At 75.6% G+C, this 25,510-nt stretch carries 1 protein-coding gene; it reads left to right on the top strand.

Annotated elements, in window-relative coordinates:
- Positions 1-37: 37 nt before the first annotated feature.
- Positions 38-25,420, top strand: coding sequence for a non-ribosomal peptide synthase/polyketide synthase (locus ACF062_RS35725; RefSeq protein ID WP_392143855.1), 25,383 nt, complete (start codon positions 38-40; stop codon positions 25,418-25,420).
- Positions 25,421-25,510 lie beyond the last annotated feature (90 nt).

Genomic DNA, 25,510 nt, shown 5'->3' with positions numbered 1-25,510 from the left:
CCACACCACCCGTCCACGCAGACCAGGAGCATGCCCTGTGAACATCCGCCGGGCGGGCCACGACCCGCTGCCCGCGACGGCCGCGCAGCGCGGCGTCCACATCGCCGAGAAGCTCGACGGGGACGCCGGGGCGTTCCACTGCGGGGCCGTGCTGGAACTGACCGGACACGTCGAAACCGACCTGCTCCGGCGTGCCGTCGCACGAGCCGTCGCGGACGCCGAGACGCTGCGGGTGCGCTTCACCGAGCGGGACGACCGGCTGCTGCAGCACGTCCTGGCGCCCGCCGCGGCGCAGGCCGAGGCCGCTCTCGCGGAAGTCGACCTCAGCGGGGCCCGGGACCCGGCCGCCGCGGCCGACGCCTGGGCGGCCGACCGGCTCGCGGCGGCCCCGGCCCTGCTCGGCGGCGACCCTCTCGTGGCGCACGCGCTGCTGCGGCTCTCCCCCTCCAGACACCGCCTCGTGCTCACGTACCACCACGTCGTCCTGGACGGCTACGGCCAGAGCCTGCACACCGCCCGGATCGCCGAGGTCTACACCGCCCTCGCGGCGGGCCGCACCGTACCGGGGTCCACCGCGGGCAGCCTCGCCGCACTGGTCGAACAGGACCGCGCCTACGAGGAGTCCGCCAGGCGCGAGGACGACCGGGCGTACTGGCTGGAGCGGCTGGCAGGGGCCGACGTGCCGGAGCCGAGCCGGTACCGGGGCGCCGGGCCGCGAGTGCGCAGCAGGGGCCGCCTGACCGAGGAGCGGACGAGGCCCGTCGTCGAGGCGGCCCGCGTGGCCGGAGTGCCCTGGACGGTCCTCGTGATCGCGCTCGTCGCCGCTTACCGCAGGGCTGTCGGCGACCGGGACGAGGTGCTGTTCGGGCTGCCGCTGACCACTCGCCTCGGCCGCGCCGCGCTGACCACCCCCGGCATGCTCGCCAACGAACTGCCGCTGCGCCTCGCGGTCGGCCGCTGGGACACCCTCGCCGACGTCGTGGGCCGGGTGCGCGGGGCGCTCGGCCCCGCGCTGCGCCACCAGCGCTACCGCGGCGAGGAACTGCGGCGCGAACTGGGCTGGACAGGGGCCGGGTTCGGCGCCCTGATGGTCAACGTGATGGCCTTCGACCGTACGCTGCGCTTCGGTTCCGTCGAGGCCGTCACCGACCAGCTGTCCACCGGGCCCGTGCACGGGCTCACCCTCAACGTCCACGGCGCGCCCGACGGCAGCGGCGGCCTCGCGCTCGACCTGCACGCCCACGCCGACGAGCACTCCGAGGCCGAGCTGGCCGCGATCCGCGACGACCTCATCGGCCACCTGCTGCGGGCGTCCGCCGACCCCGGGCGCCCGGTGGGCGCGATGCTCCCGCGCACCGTGGATCGCGACGCCGCGCCGGATGGATCGCTCCGGGGTGCCGACGTCCCGCGGGCCCCCTTCGGGCCGAACCTCGCCGCGGCCTTCGAGCGGCGCGTGGCCCGCGAGCCGACCGCGCCGGCCGTCGTCGAAGACACCACACGCGTGACGGCGGGCGAACTGAACGCCCGTGCCAACCGGCTGGCCCGACTGCTGCTCGCCCGGGGGGTGGGCCCGGAGTCGCCGGTGGGCCTGTACCTGCCGCGCTCCCTCGCACAGGTGACCGCGGTGCTCGCCGTGGCGAAGGCGGGCGGCGCGTACGTGCCGCTCGACCCCGACTACCCGGCCGGGCGCGTCGAGTTCGTCCTGTCCGACACCGCCCCGGCCGTCGTGCTCACCACGACCGCGCTCGCCGCCGCGCTGCCGCGGACCTCGGCGCAGGTCGTCGCGGTGGACGACGCGGACGTGCTGCGCGAGCTGGCGGCTACGGCACAGGACGACCTGACCCGCGCCGAACGGCCCGCCATGGCGCCGGAATCGGCCGCCTATGTCATCCACACCTCCGGTTCGACCGGCCGGCCCAAGGGCGTCGTCGGCGTGCACGCGGGGGTACTGAACCGCGTGCGCTGGTTCGGCGGGACCTTCCCCCACCGCGACGGGGAGGCCGTGCTCGGCAAGACGTCGCTGAGCTTCATCGACGGCACGACCGAATTGTTCGGTGCCCTGCTGAACGGCCTGCCGCTGGTCCTCGCCCCGGCCGGAGCCGTGGCGGCGGCGGACAGCCTCACGGACCTGATCGAACGGCACGGCATCGGCCGGGTCACCGTCGTCCCCAGCCTGCTCGGCGCGCTGCTCGACGGCGCGGACGCCCACCGGCTGAGCGCCTGCCGCCTGTGGGTCAGCAGCGGGGAAGCGTTGACGGGGCAGGACGCCGAGCGGTTCGCACGGGCCCTGCCGGACGCCACGCTCCTGAACCTGTACGGCTCGTCCGAGGCCACGGGCGACAGCCTCTTCGCCGCCTGCGAAGGGCCCGACGTCGCCCTCGGCACACCGATCTGGAACACCACGGCCCACGTGCTCGACGACCAGTTGCGGCCGGTGCGGGCCGGGGAGACGGGCGAACTGTACCTGTCGGGCGCGGGCCTCGCCCGTGGCTACCTGGGCGGCCCGGACCTGACGGCGGAGCGGTTCGTCGCCAACCCCTTCGGCTCCCCGCGCGAGCGGATGTACCGGACCGGCGACCGCGTACGGGTGCGCGAGAGCGGCGGCGTGGAGTTCGTCGGCCGCACCGACGCTCAGGTCAAGCTGCGCGGCCACCGGATCGAGCTGGCCGAGGTCGAGACGGCCCTGCTGGGCGCGCCCGGGGTCGGCGGCGCCGCCGCGGCCGTGCACGGGGAGCGACCCGCCGACCGCCGCCTGACGGGATACGTGACCCGCGCCGCCGACAGCTCGGCCGCCGGGGCCGGGGTCTCGGACGCCGACGTCGCCGCCGGGGTCCGCCGCCACCTCGCCACCGTGCTGCCCGGCCCCGCGGTGCCCTCCCACGTCGTCGTACTCCCCGCCCTCCCGATGACCCCGAACGGCAAGGTCGACCGGCGCGCGCTGCCCGTGCCCGACACCGCCGCGGGCGCCGGGCGCCGCCCGTCGGGGCCGCGGGAGACCACGCTGTGCGCCCTCTTCGAGGAACTGCTCGACGCCGGCGAGGTGTCGGCCGACGACGGCTTCACCGACCTGGGCGGCGACAGCATCAAGGCACTGGCCCTGGTGGGCAGGGCCCGGCGGGCCGGGCTCGCCCTGACCGCCCGCGACGTGCTGGAACACCGCACTCCGGCGGCCCTCGCGGCCCTGGCGGAACCCGTGGGCCCCGAACGGACCCCGGCCGGGCCGCTCCCCGCGCCGCTGCCGCCCGGCGAACTGGCGGCCGTCGCGGCCGCACAGGGACCGGGCGAGGTCCTTCCGCTCACCCCGCTGCAAGAGGGACTGCTCTTCCTCGGGCTGCTGGACGACCCCGACCGGCCCGACCGCTACGTGGTGCAGTGCGAGCTGGACCTGACGGGCGCGGTGGACCCGGCACGGATGCGGGACGCCGTCGGACGCCTCATCGACCGCCACGCCACCCTGCGGTCCGCCTTCCTGCACGAGGCGTTGAGCACGCCCGTGGTGTTCTGCCCGGCACGGGTGCCCACCCCGTGGGAGCGCACCGACGTGTCCCCGCTTCCGGAGGCCGACCGGGAGCAGGTCGCGCGGCGGGCGGCCGACGCCGACCGCGCGGCGAGGTTCGACCTGTCCCGCGCCCCGCTGCTCAGGGCACGGCTGATCTCCCTCGGCGACGACCGGCACCGCCTGGTGCTCACTTACCATCACCTGCTGCTCGACGGCTGGTCGCTGCCGGTGCTGCTGCGTGAACTGCTGCACCTGTACGCGGCCGGGGCCGGCGGCACACCCGACCTGCCCGTGCCGGTGCCGTTCACCGAGCACCTGCGGCTGCTCGCCGCCCGCGACCCGCGGGCGGCGGTCGAGGCATGGCGCACGGCACTCGCGGGACCCGTCGAGCCGACCCTCGTGGCACCACAGGGCCCCGTCGCGTCCGAGGCGTCGGACGTGGCCCTGGTGCGGCTGCCGCGCCGTGCCACCCTGCTGCTCGAACGCCGGGCACGGGCAGCGGGACTCACGCTCGCGACGGTCCTCCAGGGTGCGTGGGCGCAGGTGCTCGGCGTGTTGACGGACCGCACCGACGTGGTCTTCGGCAACACCGTCGCCGGCCGGCCCGCCGAGCTCGACGGCCATGCCGAGATGGTGGGTCTGTTCGTCAACACCGTGCCCGTGCGGGTTGCCTGGCGCCCGGGCGAACCGCTGCTCGACATGCTCGTCCGTCTTCAGGGCGAACAGACGGCACTGCTGCCGCACCAGCATCTCGGGCTCGCCGACGTACAGCGGGCCGCAGGTGTGGAGCAGCTCTTCGACACCCTGTTGTCCGTGCAGAACCAGCCGCCCGGCCGCGCCGAACTGGCGTCGGCGGCCGACGCGGCCGGCCTGCGGATCACCGGCACCGGCTTCCACGACACCACGCACTACCCCCTGGCCCTGACGGTGACGCTCGGAGACGAACTGGTCCTCCAGGTGGAACGCCGCTCGGCGCCCGGTGTACCGGACAGCGCGGCGGCCGTCGCCGACCGCGTCGCGCGGGTGCTCGAAGCCCTCGTGGCGCAGCCGCGGCTGCCGCTCGGCAGGCTCGACCTGCTGGCGCCCGCGGAACGCCGTCAGCTTCTGGCCGACGCGCGGGCGGGCACGGTCCCCGCCGACCGGGAGCCGTCGCCCCTGACCGTTCCCGACCTGGTGCACCGGCAGATGCTGGCCGCCCCGGCCGCCGCCACCGCGCTGGTGTGCGAGGGCGAGGCACCCCTGACCTTCGCGGAGCTGGAAGCTCGCGCGAACCGCCTGGCACGGCACCTGATCGGCCTGGGCGCCGGACCCGGCACCGTCGTCGCACTGCTCCTGCCGCGCAGCGCCGACCTCATCATGGCCCTGCTCGCCGTCCTCAAGTCGGGCGCCGCCTATCTGCCCATCGAGGACGACCTGCCGGAGCTGCGGATCGAGCGGCTCCTGCGGAGCGCCCGCCCCGCCCTCGTCGTCACGGCGGGTGCGCGGCGGCCCGTCGGCGACGCCCCGCGGGTGGATCTGGCCGACGCGGCCACCACGGCTGCCGTGGCCCGGCGCACGGCCGGACCCGTCGACGACGGCGAGCGCACCCGGCCGCTCTCCCCGGCCGACGCCGCGTACGTGATGTACACCTCGGGCTCGACCGGCCGCCCCAAGGGCGTGGTCATCGAACAGCGAGGGGTGGTCAACCTCATCACGCACCACCACGAGGCCCTGGTCGGCCCGGAGACCCGGCGGGCCGCGGGGCGCCGCCTGCGGTTCGTGCTCACCGCCTCGCTGTCCTTCGACACGTCGTGGGAGGCGCTGATCTGGATGCTGGGCGGCCACGAGCTGCACCTGCTCGGCGACGCCACCCGGCGCGACGCCGCCGCCGTGGTCGACCACCTCCGGCGTACCCGTGCGGACGTCCTCGACGTCACGCCGTCGTACGCCGAGATCCTGCTGGAGGAGGGCCTGCTCGACGGCGCCGAACGCCCGTCGGTCGTGTTGCTCGGCGGGGAGGCGGCGGGGGAGAGGCTGTGGACCCGGCTGCGCTCGGCACCGGGCGTCGTCGCCCACAACCTCTACGGGCCCACCGAGTTCACCGTCGACGCCCTCGCCGCTGACCTGGCCGACGCGTCTGTCCCGGTGATCGGCAGGCCGGTGCGCGGTACCAGCGCCCTCATCCTGGACAGTGCGCTGCGCCCGGTTCCGGTGGGCATGCCCGGGGAGCTGTACCTGGCCGGGCCCGGACTCGCCCGGGGGTACCTGGGGCGGCCCGACCTGAGCGCGGAGCGATTCGTGGCCTGCCCCTACGGCCCGCCGGGCACCCGGGCATACCGCACCGGTGACCTCGTGCGCCGGCTCGCGGACGGCCAGGTGGAGTACCTCGGCCGTGCCGACGACCAGATCAACGTACGCGGCTTCCGCGTGGAGCCCGGCGAGATCGAGGCCGTCCTGGGCGGCCACCCCTGCGTCGTACGGGCGGGGGTGGTGGTGCGCGACGAGCGTCTCGCGGCGTACGTGGTGCTGCGCGAGGGCGCCGCCGTGACGCCGGCCGAGCTCCGCGAGCACGCGCGTCGGCACCTGCCGAGACACGCGGTGCCGCAGTCCTTCCGCGCCGTGCCCGAACTGCCGCTGTCCCCCAACGGCAAGCTCGATCTGTCGGCGCTGCCCGACCCGGTGGCGGACCGGCCGGTCGGACGGCCCCCGCGCGGCCACCGGGAGGAGACGCTCTGCGAGCTGTTCGCCGGTGTCTTCGGGGTGGCGGAGGTCGGCCCCGAGGACAACTTCTTCGACCTGGGCGGCCACTCCCTGATGGCCACGCGGCTGACCGGCCGCATCCGCGCCGCGCTGGGGACGCAGGTGTCCGTGCGGCAGGTCTTCGACGCGCCCACGCCCGCCGAACTGGCCGTCGTGCTGGGCCGGCCGGCGGCGCCGGCGGCTTCCGAAGGAACCGCCGGGCGCGCGGCGCCACGGCCCGCGCGCGTCCCGATGTCCCCCGCCCAGCGCCGCCTGTGGTTCCTGCACCAGCTCGAATCGTCCCGCACGACGTACAACATGCCCATGGCGCTCTCGTTGACGGGCGCCCTGGACGCCGACGCGCTCGCCGCCGCCCTCGCCGACGTCATGACCCGCCACGAGATCCTGCGCACGCTCTTCGCCCAGGACGCCGAGGGCCCGCACCAGTTCGTGCAGCCGCCGCCCGGCGCGCCGTACCCGCTCGCCCCCGTGGCGACGGCCGCCGACGAGCTGGACGAGCTGCTGCGGCGGGAAGCGCTGCGGCCGTTCGACCTGGGGCAGGCACCGCCGTTCCGGGCGACGCTCTTCCGGCTCGGCGCCGACGAGCACGTCCTGCTGCTCGTCGCCCACCACATCGCGGGCGACGGCTGGTCCGTCGCTCCGCTCGTGCGCGACCTGGCGCACGCCTACGCGGCGCGGCGCGAGGGCACGGCGCCCGACTGGCCCGAGCCGGCCGCGCAGTACGCCGACCACACCCTGGCCCTGGCCGCCCGGCTCGGCTCGCCCGACGACCCGGACAGCCTCGGCTCCCGCCAACTGGACTACTGGCGCGAGGCGTTGGCCGGGCTGCCGGAGGAGATCCCGCTCCCGCTGGACCGGCCGCGCACCGCCGCGGTGTCCGACCGGGGCGGACGGGTGCCGTTCCGGGTGCCGGACGCCGCGTACCGTGCGCTGCTCGGTCTGGTCGGTGCGGCCCGCACCACCCCGTTCGTCGGCCTTCACGCCGCGCTGTCCGTGCTGCTCTCACGGCTCGGCGGGGGCCGGGACATCCCCGTGGGCTGCCCCGTGTCCGGCCGTACGGACGCGGCGTTCCACGAGGCGGTCGGCGCGTTCGTCAACACCGTGGTGCTCCGCTGCGACCTCTCGGGGACGCCGACCTTCCGCGACCTGCTGGCCGCCGGGCGCGAGACGAACCTGCGGGCCCAGGCACACCAGGACGTGCCCTTCGAGCGGATCGTCGAAGAGCTGAGCACGGCCCGCTCGCTCGCGCGCCACCCGCTGTTCCAGACCATGCTGACCTTCGACGACGCTCCGGCCCAGGCGGTCGTCGACGCGCCCGGAGCCCGGTTCCCCGGCCTCGACGTGAGCGTCCGCGACATCCACACCGGACTGGTCAAGTTCGACATCGGCGTCACCTTCACGGCGAACGGCGGTCAGGAAGGCGGACTCCTCGGCGAACTGGAGTACCGGTCGGACCTGTTCGACGAGGAGACCGGGCAGTCGATCGCCGCACGGCTCGTGCGCCTGCTCAACGCCCTCGTCACCGACCCCGACGCGCCCGTCGCGGACCTGGACGTCCTCGGGGAGCGCGAGCGCCACACCGTGCTCACGGAGTGGGCGAGCGGTGCCCCCGGAGCCGAACCGCGGACACTGCCCGCCCTGTTCGAGGCGCAGGCGGCCAGGACGCCGGACGCCGTCGCCGTACAGGAGGGCGCCGCCGGAGAGGCCCTCACCTACCGCGAACTGAACGAGCGGGCCAACCGGTTGGCCCGGCACATCGTGGAACTCGGCGCCGGGCCGGACACGTTCGTGGGCGTCGCCCTGCCGCGCTCGGCCGACTGGGTGGTGGCCTGGATCGCCGTCGCCAAGGCGGGCGCCGCCTTCCTGCCCGTCGACCCCGGCTATCCGCCCGAGCGCATCCGCCTCATGCTCCAGGACGCCGCGCCCCGGACGGTTCTGACGACCCGGGCACTGCACGGCGGGCTGAGCACAGCGGGCGCCCACTGCCTGCTGCTCGACGGCCCCGAGGTCGCCGCGTCGCTGCGCCGCAGGCCCGCGGGCAACCTCGAAGAAGCGGACAGGACCGCGCCCCTGCGCCACGAGCACGCCGCGTACGTCATCTACACCTCGGGTTCCACGGGCGTACCGAAGGGAGTGGTCACCCCGCACACCGGGATCGCCGCGCTCTCCTCGCTCCAGACCGGGCTGCTCGGGCTCGGCGCGGACAGCCGCGTCCTGCAACTGGTGTCCACCAGTTTCGACACCTCGCTGTGGGATTCCTTCTGCGCCCTGCTCTCCGGCGCGACGCTCGTCCTCGCACCCCAGGACACGCCGCTCGGCCAGGACCTGGCCGACTTCGTGCGCGAGGTCGGCGTGACCCACCTCGCGGTGCAGCCCGCGGTCGTCGCCAACCTGCCCGAAGGCAGCCTCCCCAAAGGCGTCACCCTCACCCTCAACGGGGACGTCTGCCCGCCCGACCTGGTGCGCCGCTGGCTGCCGGGCCGCAGGATACTCAACGGCTACGGCCCCACGGAGGCGACCGTCGGAGCCGCGATCTGGGACTGCGCACCCCAGCGGACCGACGGAACCGTACGGGCCGACGGGACCGCTCCGGCCACCGGGACCGTCCCGATCGGCACCCCGTTCGACGGCAAGCGCCTGTACGTCCTGGACGAGCGGCTGCTCCCCGTGCCCCCCGGCGTCGCCGGAGAGCTGTACATCGCGGGCGGCCTGGCCCGCGGCTACCACCGGCGCGCCCCGCTCACCGCCGAACGCTTCGTCGCCTGCCCCCACGGCGGGCCGGGCGAGCGCATGTACCGCACCGGCGACCGCGTGCGATGGAACCGGGCGGGGGCGGTGGAGTTCCTCGGCCGGGTCGACGACCAGGTGAAGCTGCGCGGCTTCCGCGTCGAGCCCGGCGAGGTCGAGGCGGCACTGACCGCGCACCCCCTGGTCGCCCAGAGCGTCGCCGTCGTACGCGAGGACACGCCGGGCGACCGGCGCCTGACGGCGTACGCGGTGCCCGTCCCCGGCCGTCGCCCCGACATCGCCGAGCTGCGTGAGTGGCTCGGCCTGCGGCTCCCCGCCTACCTGCTGCCCTCGGCGTACGTCCTGCTCGACGCGCTGCCGCTGACCGTCAACGACAAGGTCGACCGGCGCGCGCTGCCCAGGCCCGACACCACCCGGCCTCGGGGGCGGGAGGCCCGCGACGCCCGCGAGCGCCTCCTGTGCCGGCTCTTCGCCCGCGTCCTGTCGGTCGAAACGGTCCGCCCCGACGACGGGTTCTTCGACCTCGGCGGCGACAGCATCCTCTCCATCCAGCTGGTGAACCGGGCACGCGCCGCCGGGTTCGCCGTCAGCACGCGGGACCTGTTCGAGCACCCCACGCCTGCCGGTCTCGCCGCGCTCGCCCCGGCGGCGGCCGTCGGCGGACCGGGCTCCGACACCGGCGACGTACCGCTGACTCCCGTCGTCCACCGGCTGCGCGAACTGGGCGGCCCGGTCGGCTCGTTCCACCAGTCGGTGGTCGTGTCCGTGCCGCCGCGCATCGGTCTGGGCGAACTGACCGAAGCCATCGCGGCCGTGGTCGACCACCACGACGCGCTGCGCCTGGCCCTGACGACCGGACCCACATGGCGGCTGCGGGTGCTGCCGCCAGGCGCGGTCGACGTACGGGGCCACGTGCGCCGCGTGCCGGCCCACGGCGCGGCGCTGGCGCGACTGCTGCGGGACGAGGCCGCGACCGCACGCGCACGTCTCGCCCCCGAGCGCGGCGAGGTGCTCGACGCCGTCTGGTTCGACCTCGGCGACGACCCCGGCCGACTGCTGCTCGTGGCCCACCACGTGGCCGTCGACGGCGTGTCCTGGCGCATCCTGCTGCCCGACATCGCCGAGGCGTGGCAGGCCCGCCGCGACGGCCTGCCGGCCGGCCTCCAGCCGGTGGGCACACCCCTGCGGGCCTGGGCGCGGGAGCTCCAGGCCCTGGCCGTGCACCCGGCGCGGGAAGCGGAACTGGACGCGTGGCTGGAGCGGCACGACCGCCGGTCGCTCCCCGTCGGCGGGCGGCCGCTCGACCCCGCCGAGGACGTGGCCGCGACAGCGGGCCGGGTGACCCTGGCGCTGCCGCCCGAGGTCACCGCGCGCGTCCTGGACGCCACCGCGGCCCTGCGCTGCGACGCACGGGAACTGCTCCTCGCGGGACTGGCGCTCGCCGTGACCCGCTGGGACCCGCGGCACACCGACGTACTGGTCGAGGTGGAGGGCCACGGCCGCACGGAGCACGCCGTGCCGGGAGCCGACCTGACGAGGACCGTCGGCTGGTTCACCTCGCTCCACCCGCTGCTGCTGCGACCGGGCACGGGACCCCTCGCAGCCCTCACCGACGTCAAGGAACGCCTGCGCGCCGTGCCCGACGGCGGCATCACCCACGGCCTGCTCCGCCACCTCAACCCCGCCACCGGCCCACGGCTCGCCGCCGCGCCGAGCCCCGACTTCGGCTTCAACTACCTCGGCCGCGTCCAGGCCGACGGCGCGCGGCCCTGGACGGCGGCCGACGACGGCGCCGCCCTCGACGAGCAGGACCCGGCCACGCCCCTCCTGCACCCCGTCGCCCTCGACGCCGTCACCGTCGAGGGCCCGGCAGGGCCGACGCTGACCGCGTCGTGGACCTGGGCGCGCGAGCTGGTCCCGGACGAGCGGGCGCGGCACCTGGCCGGCCTCTGGTTCACCGCACTGGTCGAACTCGCCGACCAGGAACCGGCGCTGACACCCCCTGATGTCACGGCGCCCGGCCTCACGGCGGCCGATCTCGCCGCACTCGCCGAGCTCCACCCCCGCATCGACGACGTCCTGCCGCTGTCGCCCCTGCAACAGGGGTTGCTCTTCCACCATGTGCACCACGGCACGGCGGACGGCGCGCCCGACGGCCCCGACGACTATGTGGTGCAGTGCGCGGTGGACCTCGGCGGGCCCCTCGACCCCGGGCGGCTGCGCAGGGCGGCCGACCACCTGCTGCGACGGCACGCCAACCTGCGCGCCGCCTTCCGCCACGAAGGACTCGACCGGCCCGTGCAGGTCGTCTCCGAAGCGGCCCCGGTGCCCTGGCGGTACGCCGACCTGACCGGTCTGTCCCCCGACGAGCTGCGCACCGCGCTCGACACCACCGCGCGCGCCGAGCGCGCGGCGGGCTTCGACCTGACCCGGCCGCCCCTGCTCCGGTTCACCGTGGAGCGGACGGCGCGCGAGGAGCACCGCCTGCTCATCACGCTCCACCACATCCTGCTCGACGGCTGGTCACTGCCCGTCCTCTTCCGTGACCTGTTGGAGTTCTACCGGGCGGGGGAGTCGTGCGGGCTGCCGGAGGTGCGTCCGTTCCGTGATCATCTGGAGTGGTTGGCGGGGCAGGACCGGGACGCGGCGGTGCGTGCCTGGCGCGACGCGCTCGCCGACCTGGACGCGCCCACGAGGCTGGTGCCCGGCTGGACCTCCGCCGGCCCCGCCCAGACCGTCGCCGAGCTCTCCGCCGACGACACCGCCGCGGTGGTGGGGTTTGCGCGGGGGCGTGGGGTGACGGTGGGTGCGGTGGTGCAGGCGGCGTGGGGGGTGTTGCTGGGTGGTCTGGTGGGGCGTGGGGATGTGGTGTTCGGTGTGACGGTGTCGGGTCGTTCGGCGGAGTTGGACGGTGCGGCGTCGATGGTGGGGTTGTTCATCAATACGGTGCCGTTGCGGGTGCGGTTGGATCCTTCGGAGTGTCTGGGGGATCTGGTGGTGCGGGTGCAGGGTGAGCGTGCGCGGTTGCTGGCGCACGAGCATCTGGGGCTGGCCGAGATCCAGCGGGTGGCCGGGCACGGCGAACTCTTCGACACGACCACGGTCTTCGAGAACTACCCGGTGGACGGGCAGGCGCTGGAGCGGACCGCCGCGGCGGCCGGACTGCGGCTCGGCACGGCGGACATCAGCAACGCCGGGCACTACCCCGTCACCGTGACCGTCATGCCGGGAGCGCGGCTGCGCTTCCAATTGCGCTACCCCGGCGGCGCCTTCGACGAGGCCACCGCACGGGCGACCGCCCGGCGGCTGGCCAGGCTCGTACGGCTGACGGCCGTCGAGCCCCGCACACCGGTGGCGCAGGCCGAGATCCCCGGGCAGAACGAGAGGCGAACGACCGTGGAGCAGTGGAACGGCACGACGGGCGAGGTGCCTCCGGGCACGGTCACGGACCACTTCCGCGCCACCGTCGCCCGCAGACCCGACGCCGTCGCCGTGGTGGCGGACGACGCCTCCCTGACCTTCGCCGAGCTCGACGCCAGGGCCAACCGCCTGGCCCACGCGCTCATCGAGGCGGGTGCGGGGCCCGAGACCTATGTGGCCGTCCTGCTGCCCCGCACCACCCAGTGGACCGTCGCGCTCCTCGCGGTACTCAAGGCGGGTGCGGCGTACGTGCCGCTCGACCCGGAGCAGCCCGCCGAACGCGTCGGCCGGCTGCTGGACGCCACGGACCCCGTCGCCGTCGTCACCCGCGCCGAGCACGCCGCCGCGTGCTCGGCGGTGAAGGCCGAGCTGTTCGTGCTCGACGGCGTCGAGACCGAACAGGCACTGGCACGCCACCGCGACGACGACCCGGGCGAACGGGGCGTGTTGCCCGAGCACCCTGCCTACGTCGTGCACACCTCGGGCTCGACCGGCGAGCCGAAGGGCGTCGTCGTCCCGCACCGGGCCCTCGCCAACCTGTACGCGAGCCACCGCGCCCGGCTGTTCCGGCCCGGCCGGGACAGGACCCTGCGGGTGGCCCACCTGAGTCCCGCCTCCTTCGACGCGGCGTGGAACCCGCTGCTGTGGATGGTCGACGGACACGAGCTGCACATCCTCGACGAGGCGACCCGGCTCGACCCGGACGCGGTGGTCGCCCGCGCCCGCACGCGGCGCCTGGACTTCCTGCAGGCCACGCCCACGTACTTCGACCGGCTCGTGGACGCGGGCCTGCTGCGCGGCGAGCACGTCCCCGCCGTCCTCGCCCTGGGCGGGGAGGAGGTCGGCCCCGCGGCCTGGGACCGGCTGGCCGACGCGCCCACGACGGCCTGGAACCTGTACGGCCCCACCGAGTGCGCCGTCGACGTCACGGCCGCGACGGTGGGCGCGGGAGACACCCCGCACATCGGCCGCCCCCTGCCCAACGCCCGGGTCCACGTGCTCGACGCCGCCCTGCGCCCGGTCGCCCCCGCAGTCGTCGGCGAACTCCACGTCGCGGGCGCGGGCCTGGCCCGCGGCTACCTGGGGCGGCCCGACCTGACGGCGGAGCGGTTCGTCGCCGACCCGTTCGGCGCCCCGGGGGGCCGGCTCTACCGAACCGGCGACCTGGCCCGTTGGCGGCCGGACGGCACCCTGGAGTTCGCCGGGCGCGCCGACGACCAGGTGAAGCTGCGCGGCTTCCGGATCGAGCCGGGCGAAGTGGCGGCCACCCTGGAGAGCCACCCCGGGGTGGCTGCCGCCGCCGTGACGGTCCGCGAGGACCGGCCCGGCGACCGGCGGCTGACCGCCTACGTGGTGCCGTCCGCCACGCACACCGGGGGCGATCTCCCGGACCTGCGGGCCTTCGCGGTGTCGAAACTGCCCGACCACATGGTTCCGGCCGCCGTCCACGTGCTGCCGGAGCTGCCGCTGACCGCCCACGGCAAGCTGGACCGGCGGGCCCTGCCCGCCCCCGAACCGGCCACCACCGCCCCCGGCCGCGCTCCCGCATCCGAGCGCGAGACCGTGCTGCGGCAGCTGTTCGCCGACGTCCTCGGCGTCGAAGGGGCCGGGATCGACGACGACTTCTTCGGCCTCGGCGGTGACAGCATCCTGTCCATGCAGCTGGTCAGCCGCGCCCGCAAGGCCGGACTGGCCTTCTCGACGCGCGATGTGTTCGAACACCGGACCGCGGCCCGGCTCGCCGCCGCCTCGGTCCGGGCGCGGGACGCGGAGCACGCCACCCCCGTGGACGACGGGGTGGGCGAGGTGCAGCTCACCCCCGTCATGGTCCGCTTCGCCGAATCCGGCGTCCGCGTCGACGACCACGCACAGACCGCCGCTGTCCGGCTGCCCGCGGGGACCGCCCACCAGCACCTCACCGAAGCCCTCCAGGACCTGGTCGACCACCACGACGCGCTCCGCCTGGTCCTGGAGTCCGACGACGCGGGCTGGATGCTCCGGGTACGGCCGCGCGGCACGGTCGACGCGGCGTCCTGCACCGAGCACCTGACCGCGGCCGAAGCGGCGGACGCCGGCCACGACGTGCGCGCGCTGACCACCCGGGCCACGGCGCGACTGGCGCCCGGCACCGGATCCGTCGTGCAGGCGGTGCACGCCGTCGGAGGCGACGGGCCCGACCTGCTCGTGCTCGCCGTGCACCACCTCGCCGTGGACGGGGTGTCCTGGCGCATCCTGCTGTCCGACCTCGCCGAGGCCGTGCGCGCCCGCGCGGCCGGACAGCGGGCGCAGCTTCCCCCGGTGCGGACGTCGTTGCGCACCTGGGCCGACCAGCTCACCGAGCAGGCCGCGTCCCGGCGCACCGAACTCGGGCTGTGGAAGGACATCCTGGAGGCCCCCGACCCGCTCATCGGCGCACGCCCCCTGGACCCCGAGCTCGACGGACCGGGCACCCTGCGCCGCAAGACGGTCACCCTCCCCGACGCGCTCGGCCGGGCGGTCATCGCCGACGGCTCCCGCACCGACCACCTGCTGCTCGCCGCGCTCGCCGTGGCCGTGCGCGGCTGGCGCGCCGCACGGGGCCACCGGCATGACACCGGCCTGCTCGTGGACATCGAGGGGCACGGCCGCGCCGAGCACCTGGTGGCGGGCGCCGACCTGTCGCGCACGGTGGGCTGGTTCACCAGCGTCCACCCGCTGCGGATCGCGACCGGCGGACCGGACGCGGACGACGCGGCGCGCACCGCGCTGCGCGAGACCGCCGCGAGCCTGGCGGCCGTTCCGGACGGCGGCGTCGGATTCGGCATGCTGCGCCACCTCAACCCCCGTACCGCGCCCGTGCTGGCGCGCATGCAGACCCCGCAGATCATGTTCAACTACCTGGGCCGGGTGGCCGCGCCGCAGGAGAGCGGATGGTCCGTGCTGGCCGAGGGGTTCGACGCCGCCGACGACACGGGAACGGCGCCCGGCCACGTGCTCGGCCTTGACGCGGTCGCAGTCGACGAGGGGGCGGGCCCCCGTCTGGCCGCCACCTGGTCGTGGGCCGGCGAACTGCTGCGCGACGACGATGTCGCGGATCTGGAGGCGCTGTGGACCGAGGCACTGCGCACCTTGACCCGCGACCCGGGCGACGGCCCCGACGACGGTGACACCGGTGGCGGGGGCGGCGGGCCCGGTGCCCGCGGCCCATCGGCGCCGGGGGCGGGACCCGTACGCCTCGCCCCCGCCGACGTGGACCTGTCACCGCTCACACCGGCCGAGCACGATCGTCTCGTGGCCACAGGCCCCCCGCTGGAGGCCGTGCTGCCGCTGACCCCGTTGCAGGAAGGACTGCTGTTCCACCACGCCCTCGGGCAGGACGCGCCGGACGTGTACAACGCCCAGGCGAGCGCCGACCTGACGGGCACACTCGACGCGGCCCGCCTGCGCACCGCCATGGACCTGCTGCTGGCCCGCCACCCGAACCTGAAGGTCAACTTCCGGTTCGACGGCGTGCGTACGCCGGTCCAGGTCGTCCCCCGGGAGGTCCGCGTGCCCTGGGCGGAGGCGGACCTGCGGGGGCGGCAGGACCCCGCGGCGGAAGCCGCGCGCCTCGCGGACGACGCGCGCAACCAGCGGTTCGACCCGGCGAACGGGCCGCTGCTGCGCTGCCTGTTGCTGCGCATCGCCGACGACAGGCACCGGCTCGTCATCACCAACCACCACGTCCTGTGGGACGGCTGGTCGCAGCCGATCCTCTTCCGTGACCTGTTGGAGTTCTACCGGGCGGGGGAGTCGTGCGGGCTGCCGGAGGTGCGTCCGTTCCGTGATCATCTGGCGTGGTTGGCGGGGCAGGACAGGGACGCGGCGGTGCGTGCCTGGCGCGACGCGCTCTCCGGCCTCGACGCGCCCACGCTGCTCGCCCCCGCCCCCAAGGGCACGGCCGAGCGGCCCCGCCGCCTGGAGACCACCGTCGACGCGACCACCTCGGCCGCGGTGGTGGGGTTTGCGCGGGGGCGTGGGGTGACGGTGGGTGCGGTGGTGCAGGCGGCGTGGGGGGTGTTGCTGGGTGGTCTGGTGGGGCGTGGGGATGTGGTGTTCGGTGTGACGGTGTCGGGTCGTTCGGCGGAGTTGGACGGTGCGGCGTCGATGGTGGGGTTGTTCATCAATACGGTGCCGTTGCGGGTGCGGTTGGATCCTTCGGAGTGTCTGGGGGATCTGGTGGTGCGGGTGCAGGGTGAGCGTGCGCGGTTGCTGGCGCACGAGCATCTGGGGCTGGCCGAGATCCAGCGGGTGGCCGGGCACGGCGAACTCTTCGACACCGCGCTCGTCGTGGAGAACTACCCCGCGGGCGCCGAGGCCGCCGAGGTCGTCCCCGGCCTCACGGTCACGGCCGTCGACGGTTACGACGCCACGCACTTCCCCCTCGCCCTCGCCGTACAACCCGACGACGTGCTGCGGCTGCGCCTGGACTGCGCCCCCGACCTCTTCGACGACCACGAACTGACCTTGGTGGCGGACCGCTTCACCCACCTGCTGCGCCAGATCTGCCGCACACCGGACCGGCGGGTGGCGGCCACCGAACTGCTCACCCCCGGCGAGTCCGCCCACCTGGAAGCGGCCTGGAGCCGGGGCCCCGATGCGCCGCCGCACGCGTTCTGGCACCGACTGGTCGAGCAGCGCGCCGCCCGCAGCCCCGGGAGCACCGCGGTGGCGGACGGGCGGACCTCCCTCACCACGGCCGAACTGAACGAGCGGGCCAACCGGCTCGCGCGCCTGCTGATCGCCCGCGGCGCCGGACCCGAGCGCTTCGTCGCCGTGGCCGTGCCCCGCTCGGCCGACCTCGCCGTCACCCTCCTCGCCGTCGCCAAGGCGGGCGGCGCCCACGTGCCCGTCGACCCCGCGCACCCCGACGAGCGCACCAGGCTGGTGCTCGACGACACCGCGCCCGTACTCCTGGTCACCACCAGCGAGGTCGACCTCGCAGCCCACACCGTGCCCACGGTGGTGCTCGACGCCCCCGGCACCCGACGCGACCTCGACGCGCTGCCCGCCCACGACGTACGGGACGGGGAACTCGGCCGCCCCCTCCATCCGCGGCACGCCGCCTACGCCGTGCACACCTCCGGCTCCACCGGCAGGCCCAAGGCGGTGGTCGTCACACATCAGGGCCTGGCCGCACTCGCCGCGGGGCAGATCGCGCGGTTCGCGGTGCGCCAGGACAGCCGCGTCCTGCAGTTCGCGTCCAGCACCTTCGACGCCTCCGTCTCCGAACTCCTGCTCGGCCTCCTGTCCGGCGGCACGGCCGTGTTCGCGTCCGCCGACCGGCTGCTGCCGGGCCCCGGCCTGACCGCCCTCCTCGCCCAGGCGCGGATCACCCACGTCACCCTGCCCCCGGCGGTGCTCGCCGTCCTGCCCGACGGCGCCGTCCCCCCGGGCGTCACCGTCACCGTGGCCGGCGACGCCTGCACCAGCGACGTCGTACGCCGCTGGGCACCGGGCCGCCGCCTGGTGAACGCCTACGGCCCGACCGAATTCACCGTCTGCGCCACCATGACCGAGCCGCTGGCGCCCGAAGCGGGGGCGCCGCCGATCGGCCGCCCCATCGGCGGAGCCACGGTCCACGTCCTGGACTTCGCGCTGCGGCCCGTGCCGCCGGGCGTCACCGGCGAGCTGTACCTCGCGGGACCCGCCCTCGCCCGGGGCTACCTGAACAACCCCGCGCTCACCGCCCAGCGGTTCGTCGCCGCCCCCGGCGGCAGCCGCATGTACCGGACCGGCGACCTCGTGCGCCGGCGGGCCGACGGCACCCTCGACTTCGTGGGCCGCTCCGACGACCAGGTGAAGGTGCGCGGGTTCCGCGTCGAACCGGCCGAGGTCGAGGCATGCCTGAGCCAGGAGGCCGGGGGCGCCCGCTGCGCCGTGACGGCGGACGGCGAGAGCCTCGTCGCCCTGGTCGTCGCCGAACCGGGCACCGGCCAGGACCCGGCGGCGCTGCGGGCCGCGCTCGCCCGGCGGCTGCCCGCCCACCTCGTCCCCTCCTCCGTACTGCTCGTGGACGACCTGCCGCTGAACCGCAACGGCAAACTCGACCGCGCAGCGCTGACCGTCCCCCGTGCCGGGGCCACGCGCGCCGCACGCGCTCCGCGCACCCCGCACGAGGAGATCCTGTGCGGCCTGTTCGCCGACGTGCTCGGCCTCGACGCGATCGGCGTCGACGAGAGCTTCTTCGACCGGGGCGGCCACTCGCTCACCGCGGCCCGCTTGGTCGCCCGTATCCGCGACGCACTGGGCGCGGAGCTCTCGGTGCGCGACGTCTTCCAGGCGCCCTCGGCCGCCCGGCTCGCCGTCCGGGTGGCGCGGGCCGGGACAGCGGGTCCGGCGCTGCGGGCGGGGGTGCGCCCCGAGCGGTTGCCGCTGTCGTTCGGGCAGCGGCGGCTGTGGTTCCTGCACCAGCTGGAGGGTGCGGGCGCGGCGTACAACGTGCCGTTGGCCCTGCGGCTGAGCGGTGAGCTGGACCGGGAGGCGCTGCGGTCGGCGCTCGGCGACGTGGTGGCGCGGCACGAGAGCCTGCGGACCGTGTTCGCCGAGGACGCCCAGGGCCCGTACCAGGTCATACGCGACGTGGCCGACGCCGAACCCGAGCTGGCGGTGGTCCGGTGCCCGGAAACGGAGCTGGCGGCGGAACTGGCGGCAGCCGCACGGCACGCCTTCGACCTCACGGCGGAACTGCCCTTGCGGGCGGCGCTGTTCGAGCTGGGCGCGGACGAGCACGTGCTGCTCGTGCTGGTGCACCACATCGCGAGCGACGGCTGGTCCGTCCGCCCCCTGGTGGGCGACCTGAAGGCCGCTTTCGGCGCGCGGCTGCGGGGCAGCGAACCGCGGTGGCGCGAGCTGCCGGTGCAGTACGCGGACTTCGCCGTCCGGCAGCGGGCGGCGCTCGGCTCGGAGGACGACCCGGACAGCGCGCTCGCGGCGCAGATCGCGTACTGGCGGGAGCGGCTCGCCGACCTGCCCGCCGAGATCGATCTGCCCGCGGACCGCCCCCGCCCCGCCACCGCGTCCGGGCGAGGCGATCGCGTGGAGTTCACCGTGCCCGCGGACGTCCACGGGGGCGTGGTGCGCCTGGCCCGCGCGGCGGGTGCGACGGTGTTCATGGTGATGCAGGCCGCGCTCGGGGTGCTGCTCTCGCGCTCGGGTGCGGGGGACGACATACCGGTCGGTGCGCCCGTCGCGGGGCGCGGTGACGCGGCTCTTGAGGGCCTTGTCGGGTTCTTCGTGAACACGCTGGTGCTGCGCACCGACGTGTCGGGCGACCCCAGCTTCCGCGAACTGGTGACGCGGGTACGGGAGCGGGACCTGGAGGCGTACGCGCATCAGGACCTGCCCTTCGAACGACTGGTGGAGATCCTCAACCCCGAACGCTCCGCGGCCCGCCACCCCCTCGTCCAGACCGTGCTGACCTGCCACACCGCCGACGACATCGCCGCGCTCGACGCCGCGGGCGACTTGCCGGGGCTGAGCACCGAGCCCGTCCCCGTCGACACCGGGGCAGCCAAGTTCGACCTGGACTTCGAGTTCGGGGAGACCCTCGCCGACGGAACCCCGGCGGGCATGACCGGCACCCTCGCCTACAGCGTCGACCGGTTCGAGCGGGACACCGCGCGCGCCCTCGTCGACCGGCTGCTGCACCTCCTCGCGGCTGCCGCGGCCGACCCCGACGCGAAGGCGGCCGACCTGCCGCTGATGGACGCCGCCGAGCGGGAACAGGTGCTGAACCACGGGCGGCGGGCCGGTGCGTACGTCCTGGACGGGCGACTGCGTCCACTCCCCGTGGGCCTGACCGGCGACATCCACGAGCTGACCGACGAGCCAGGCGACGGGTTGCTCGCCGATCCGTTCGGCCCGCGCGGCCGGTGGCTCAGGGCGACGGGGGAGCGGGGCCGTTGGACCGCCGACGGTGAACTCCTGCGCCACGGCGAGCCCGACGGACGCGACGCGGGAGGCACAGGCGGCGGGAGCGGAACCGCCCGGCGGGACGCGGGCGCGCCGGCCCCGGTGCGCCCGACGGCGCCGCGGACCCCGCAGGAGGAGATCCTGTGCGGCCTCTTCGCCGACTTCCTGGACGTGGCAGCGGTGGGTCCCCACGACTCGTTCTTCGACCACGGAGGGCACTCCCTGGCCGCGATCCGGCTGGTCAACCGGGTCCGCGCCACGTTCGGCGCCGACCTCACCATCGCCGGCTTCTTCGAACACCCGACCCCGGCGGGCACGGCCGCACTGCTCGGCGGCGACCGTCCGGCGGGTGCCGACGCAGCCGTGCTGCGCGCGGGCCCGCGCCCGCAGCGGCTGCCGCTGTCGTACGCCCAGCGCCGGCTGTGGCTCCTGCACCGGCTGGACGGCCCGGGGGCGGCGTACAACGTCCCCATGGCGCTGCGGCTGCGCGGACGTCTGGACCCGGAGGCACTGCGGGCCGCCCTGCGCGACGTCGTGGCGCGGCACGAGAGCCTGCGCACCGTCTTCGCGGAGGACGTCGAAGGACCGCACCAGAGGGTACTCGCCGCGGGCACGGACGTCCCCTGGCACATCGAGGACGTGCCGGACGAGGAGCTGGCCGAGCACCTGGAGCGGGCCGCGGGCAGCCCCTTCGACCTGTCCGGGGAAATCCCCCTGCGGGCCTTCCTGTTCCGCACGGCCCCCGACACCCGCGTGCTGCTGCTCGTGATGCACCACATCGCGGGCGACGGCTGGTCGGTCGGACCGCTCGCCCGGGACTTCGCGGCGGCGTTTGCGGCCCGGTGCGCGGGCACGGCGGCCGACCTGCCCGCGCTCGCGGTGCAGTACGCGGACTACGCCCTGTGGCAGCGAGCGGCGCTGGGCAGCGAGGACGACGCGCAGAGCCCCCTCGCGCGTCAGCTCGACTTCTGGCGCACGGAGCTGGTGGACCTGCCGTTGGAGCTGGACCTGCCGGTGGACCGGCCGAGGCCGGTCGTGGCCGTCCAGCACGGGGGCCGGGTGGAGTTCACGGTGCCCGCGGACGTGCACGCGGGCGCGGCGCGACTGGCCCGCGAGTGCGGTGCGACGGTGTTCATGGTGGTGCAGTCCGCGCTGGCCCTGCTGCTGTCACGGCTCGGCGCGGGGGACGACATACCGGTCGGTGCGCCCGTCGCGGGGCGCGGTGACGCGGCGCTCGAGGGCCTTGTCGGGTTCTTCGTGAACACGCTGGTGCTGCGCACCGACGTGTCGGGCGACCCCACCTTCCGCGAACTTGTGGACCGCGTGCGGCGCGCGGACCTGCGTGCGTTCGCCCACCAGGACCTGCCCTTCGAGCGGCTGGTCGAGGCCGTCAACCCGGAGCGCTCCGCGGCCCGCCACCCGCTGTTCCAGGTGTCGCTCACCGTGGAACCGGGCGACGCGGAGAGCGCGCCCCCGGTGCCGAGCGTCCCCGGGCTGACGGCGGAACCCGTCCCCGTGGGCACCGGAGCCGTCAAGTTCGACCTGTCCTTCGGCCTCGGCGAGCGCCCCGACGGCGGGTGCACGGGGTCACTCCAGTACAGCGCCGAACTCTTCGACCGGGAGAGCGCCGAGTCGATCGCGGCCCGCCTGGTGCGGCTCCTGGCCTCCGCGGTGGCCGAACCCGACCGGAGCGTCGGCGGCCTCGAACTGTTGCCGTCCGGAGAACGCCACCGGTTGCTGACCGAATGGAACGACACCGCCGACGGCACCCGGAGCGCCACCCTCCCCGAGCTGTTCGAGTACCAGGCGCGGCGCACCCCGGACGCGTCGGCGCTCGTCGCGGGCGCGTGCGAGCTGAGCTACGCCGAACTCGACGCCAGGGCCAACGGCCTCGCCCACGAGCTGATAGCCCGCGGTATCGGCCCCGAGGACGTCGTCGCCCTCCTCCTGCCGAAGTCCGCGGCCCTGATCGAGTGCGTCCTGGCGGTCGGCAAGGCGGGCGCGGCCTGGACCCCCGTCGACCCCGCCCTGCCCGACGCCCGCGTCACGGCCCTGCTCGCCAACTGCGCCGCCGCCCTGGTCCTCACCGACCGGTCCGGCGCCGCACGCGCCGGGGACGTGCCCGCGGTCGCCGTGCGGGACCTCGACCCGAGTGCCGGGCCCCGGCACGCGCCCACGGACCGCGACCGGGTCCGGCCGCTGCGCCACCACAACGCCGCGTACGTGCTGCACACGTCGGGGTCCACCGGCACCCCCAAGGGGGTCGTCGTTCCGCACACCGGTCTGGCCGCGCTGGCCGCCGAGGAGCGCGAGCGGTTCGCGGTGCGGCCCGACAGCAGGGTCCTGCAACTCTCCGCGCCCGGCTTCGACGCGCTGGTGCTCGAACTGACCATGACGTTCGCCGCCGGTGCCACCCTCGTCGTACCGGAGCCGGGGCCGCTGGCGGGCGACCTGCTGGCCGACACCGTCGACGCCCACCGGGTCACGCACGCCCTGGTGCCGCCGGCCGCGCTCGCGACCGTGCCCCGGCACCGGCTGGCCTCCCTCACGACGCTCGTGGTGGGCGGCGAGGCGTGCGGGCCCGAACTCGTCAGGGCCTGGGCCCCCGGGCGCCGCGTGGTCAACGCGTACGGGCCCACCGAGTCCACCGTGATGGCCTGCGCGTCCGACCCGCTCGACGGCGACGACGGCGTGCCGATCGGCCGACCGGTCCGCCACACCCGCGTGTACGTACTCGACGCCGCTCTGCGGCCGGTTCCGGTCGGAGTCCCCGGTGAGCTCTACGTCTGCGGCGACGGGGTGGCCCGCGGCTACCTCGGGCGCCCCGGGCTCACCGCCGAGCGCTTCGTGGCCCTCCCGTACGGGACGCCGGGCGAGCGCGCCTACCGCACCGGGGACATCGTCCGCCGCCGCCGCGACGGCCGCATCGACTTCCTGGGGCGCGGCGACGACCAGGTCCAGCTGCGGGGCGTCCGCGTCGAAACGGGCGAGGTGGAGGCCGCGGTGGCCGCCGCCGACGGAGTGGCCGCGGCGGTCGTCACGCTGCACACGGCCGGAGACGTGCCGCGCCTGGTCGCCCACGTCGCGCCCGAGCCGGGTGCGTCCCCCGATCCCGCCGCGGTCCGCGCGCACGCCGCCCGCGTCCTGCCGCGCCAACTGGTGCCCGCAGCGGTCCTCGTGCTCCCGTCCCTTCCGGTGAACGCCCACGGCAAGGTCGACCGCGCCGCGCTGCCCGCACCCGACTTCACTCCGGGGGCCGGGTCCCGCGCGGCCAGGGGGGCGCACGAGGAGACGCTGGTCGGCCTGTTCGGGGACGTCCTTGGCATGTCGGGGGTCGGTGTCGACGACGGCTTCTTCGACCTGGGCGGTGACAGCATCCTCGCCATCGACCTGGTCGGTCGGGCGCGCCGCGCCGGCCTCGTACTGACGCCGCGCCAGGTCTTCGAGCACGCCACCCCGGCAGGGCTCGCGTCTGTCGCGACCGACGCCGCAGGGGCGGTCGGGGAACCGGCGGGCAGCGGGGTGGGCCAGGTGCCGCTCACTCCCATCGTGTCCTGGCTGCGCGACAGCGGGACGCCCGTCGCCCGCTTCTGCCAGTCCACGCTCGTCCGGACCCCACCCGGCCTGACCGCCGACCACACCGCGACCGCGCTCGCCGCGCTGGCCGACCACCACGACGCCCTCCGGCTGACCCTGGCCACCGAGGACGGCCGGTGGGAACTGCACGTGCGCGAGGCGGACCCGACCGGCGCCGCGGACCGCCTGCGGCACGTGGACGTCCGCGCCGCGGACGACGCCGAGCTGCGGCGTGTACTGGCCCGGGAGGGGGAGGAGGCCAGAGCCCGGCTCGAACCGACGCGCGGAGCAGTCCTCCAGGCGGTCCTGTTCGACCGGGGGCCCGACCGGGACGGGATGCTGCTGCTCGTCGTCCACCACCTCGCGGTGGACGCCGTCTCCTGGCGGATCCTGCTGCCCGACCTCGCCGAGGCGTGCCGGGCGGCGCGGGACGGACGGCGCCCCGACCTCCAGCCGGTGGGCACCTCGCTGCGCACCTGGGCGCGGCGCCTCACCGAACTGGCGCGGAACCCCGCACTGGCCACGGACGCGACCCGCTGGGCCCGCACGCTGCGCCGGCCCAGGGTCGCCCTGGCCGACCGCCCGCTGGACCCCGCCGTGGACCTGGTCGCCACGGCGCGACGGCACACCGCACGGCTGTCACCGGAGGCGACCGCGCTGCTGCTGACCGACGCCCCCGCCGCCCACAGGTGCGAGACCAAGGACATCCTTCTCGCCGCCCTCGCCTGGGCGGTGGCCGACTGGCGGGACGCCGGCGGCGCCGCGGCCGTCGTCGTGGAGGTCGAGGGGCACGGCCGCGACGAGGACCTGTTGCCCGGCACCGATCTGTCCCGCACGGTCGGCTGGTTCACCACCACCCACCCCACGCGCCTCGAACTGCCCGCCCCGGACCGCGCACGGGCCTGGTCCGACCCGGGCGCGGCGGGGCGACTCCTCGGCGACGTCCGCGAGCAGCTGGCCGAACTGCCCGAACGCCGCGCGGGATACGGGTTGTTGCGCCACACCGGTGCACACGCCCACCCGCTCCTCGCGGAGCTGCCCGCGCCCGAGCTGGCCTTCAACTACCTGGGCCGGATCACCCGGAGCCTCGCCACGGGCACGGACGCCTTCGCTCCCGTGGCCGGCCACGACACGGGTGGCGACCAGGACCCGGCCGCGCCCATGCCTCAACTCCTGGAGCTGACAGCCCTGGTCGCGGACGGCGACGAGGGGCCCGAGCTGTCGGCCACGTGGACCTGGCCGTCGACCGCGCTGTCCCGCGAGCGGATCGGCGAGCTGGCCGACCTGTGGCTCGCCGCGCTCGACGTGCTCGCCCGGAGCCCCGGCGCTCACGGCGGGCTCACCCCCGCCGACGTGGCCGTGACGCACATGAGCCAGAACGAGATCGACGAGTTCGCCCTGGACCTCGACGACCTCGACGACCTCGACGAGCTCGGTGAAGTCGGTGAAGTCGGTGACGTCGATGAACTCGACGGCTTCGACGGCTTCGACGAGCGGGCCGGCTGAAGGGCCGGGGCCAGGGGGTCTTTTCGCTCCGTCTAAACGGTCTGGTCCGACCGCCGTCGCACTGGAAGAGTCAGGGCATCCACCGACCCG

The organism is Streptomyces sp. NPDC015345 (genome assembly GCF_043078805.1).
Classification (GTDB): Bacteria; Actinomycetota; Actinomycetes; order Streptomycetales; family Streptomycetaceae; genus Streptomyces.
Note: the sequence above shows the minus strand (reverse complement) of the source record. Positions and strands in the feature narration are given on the sequence as shown.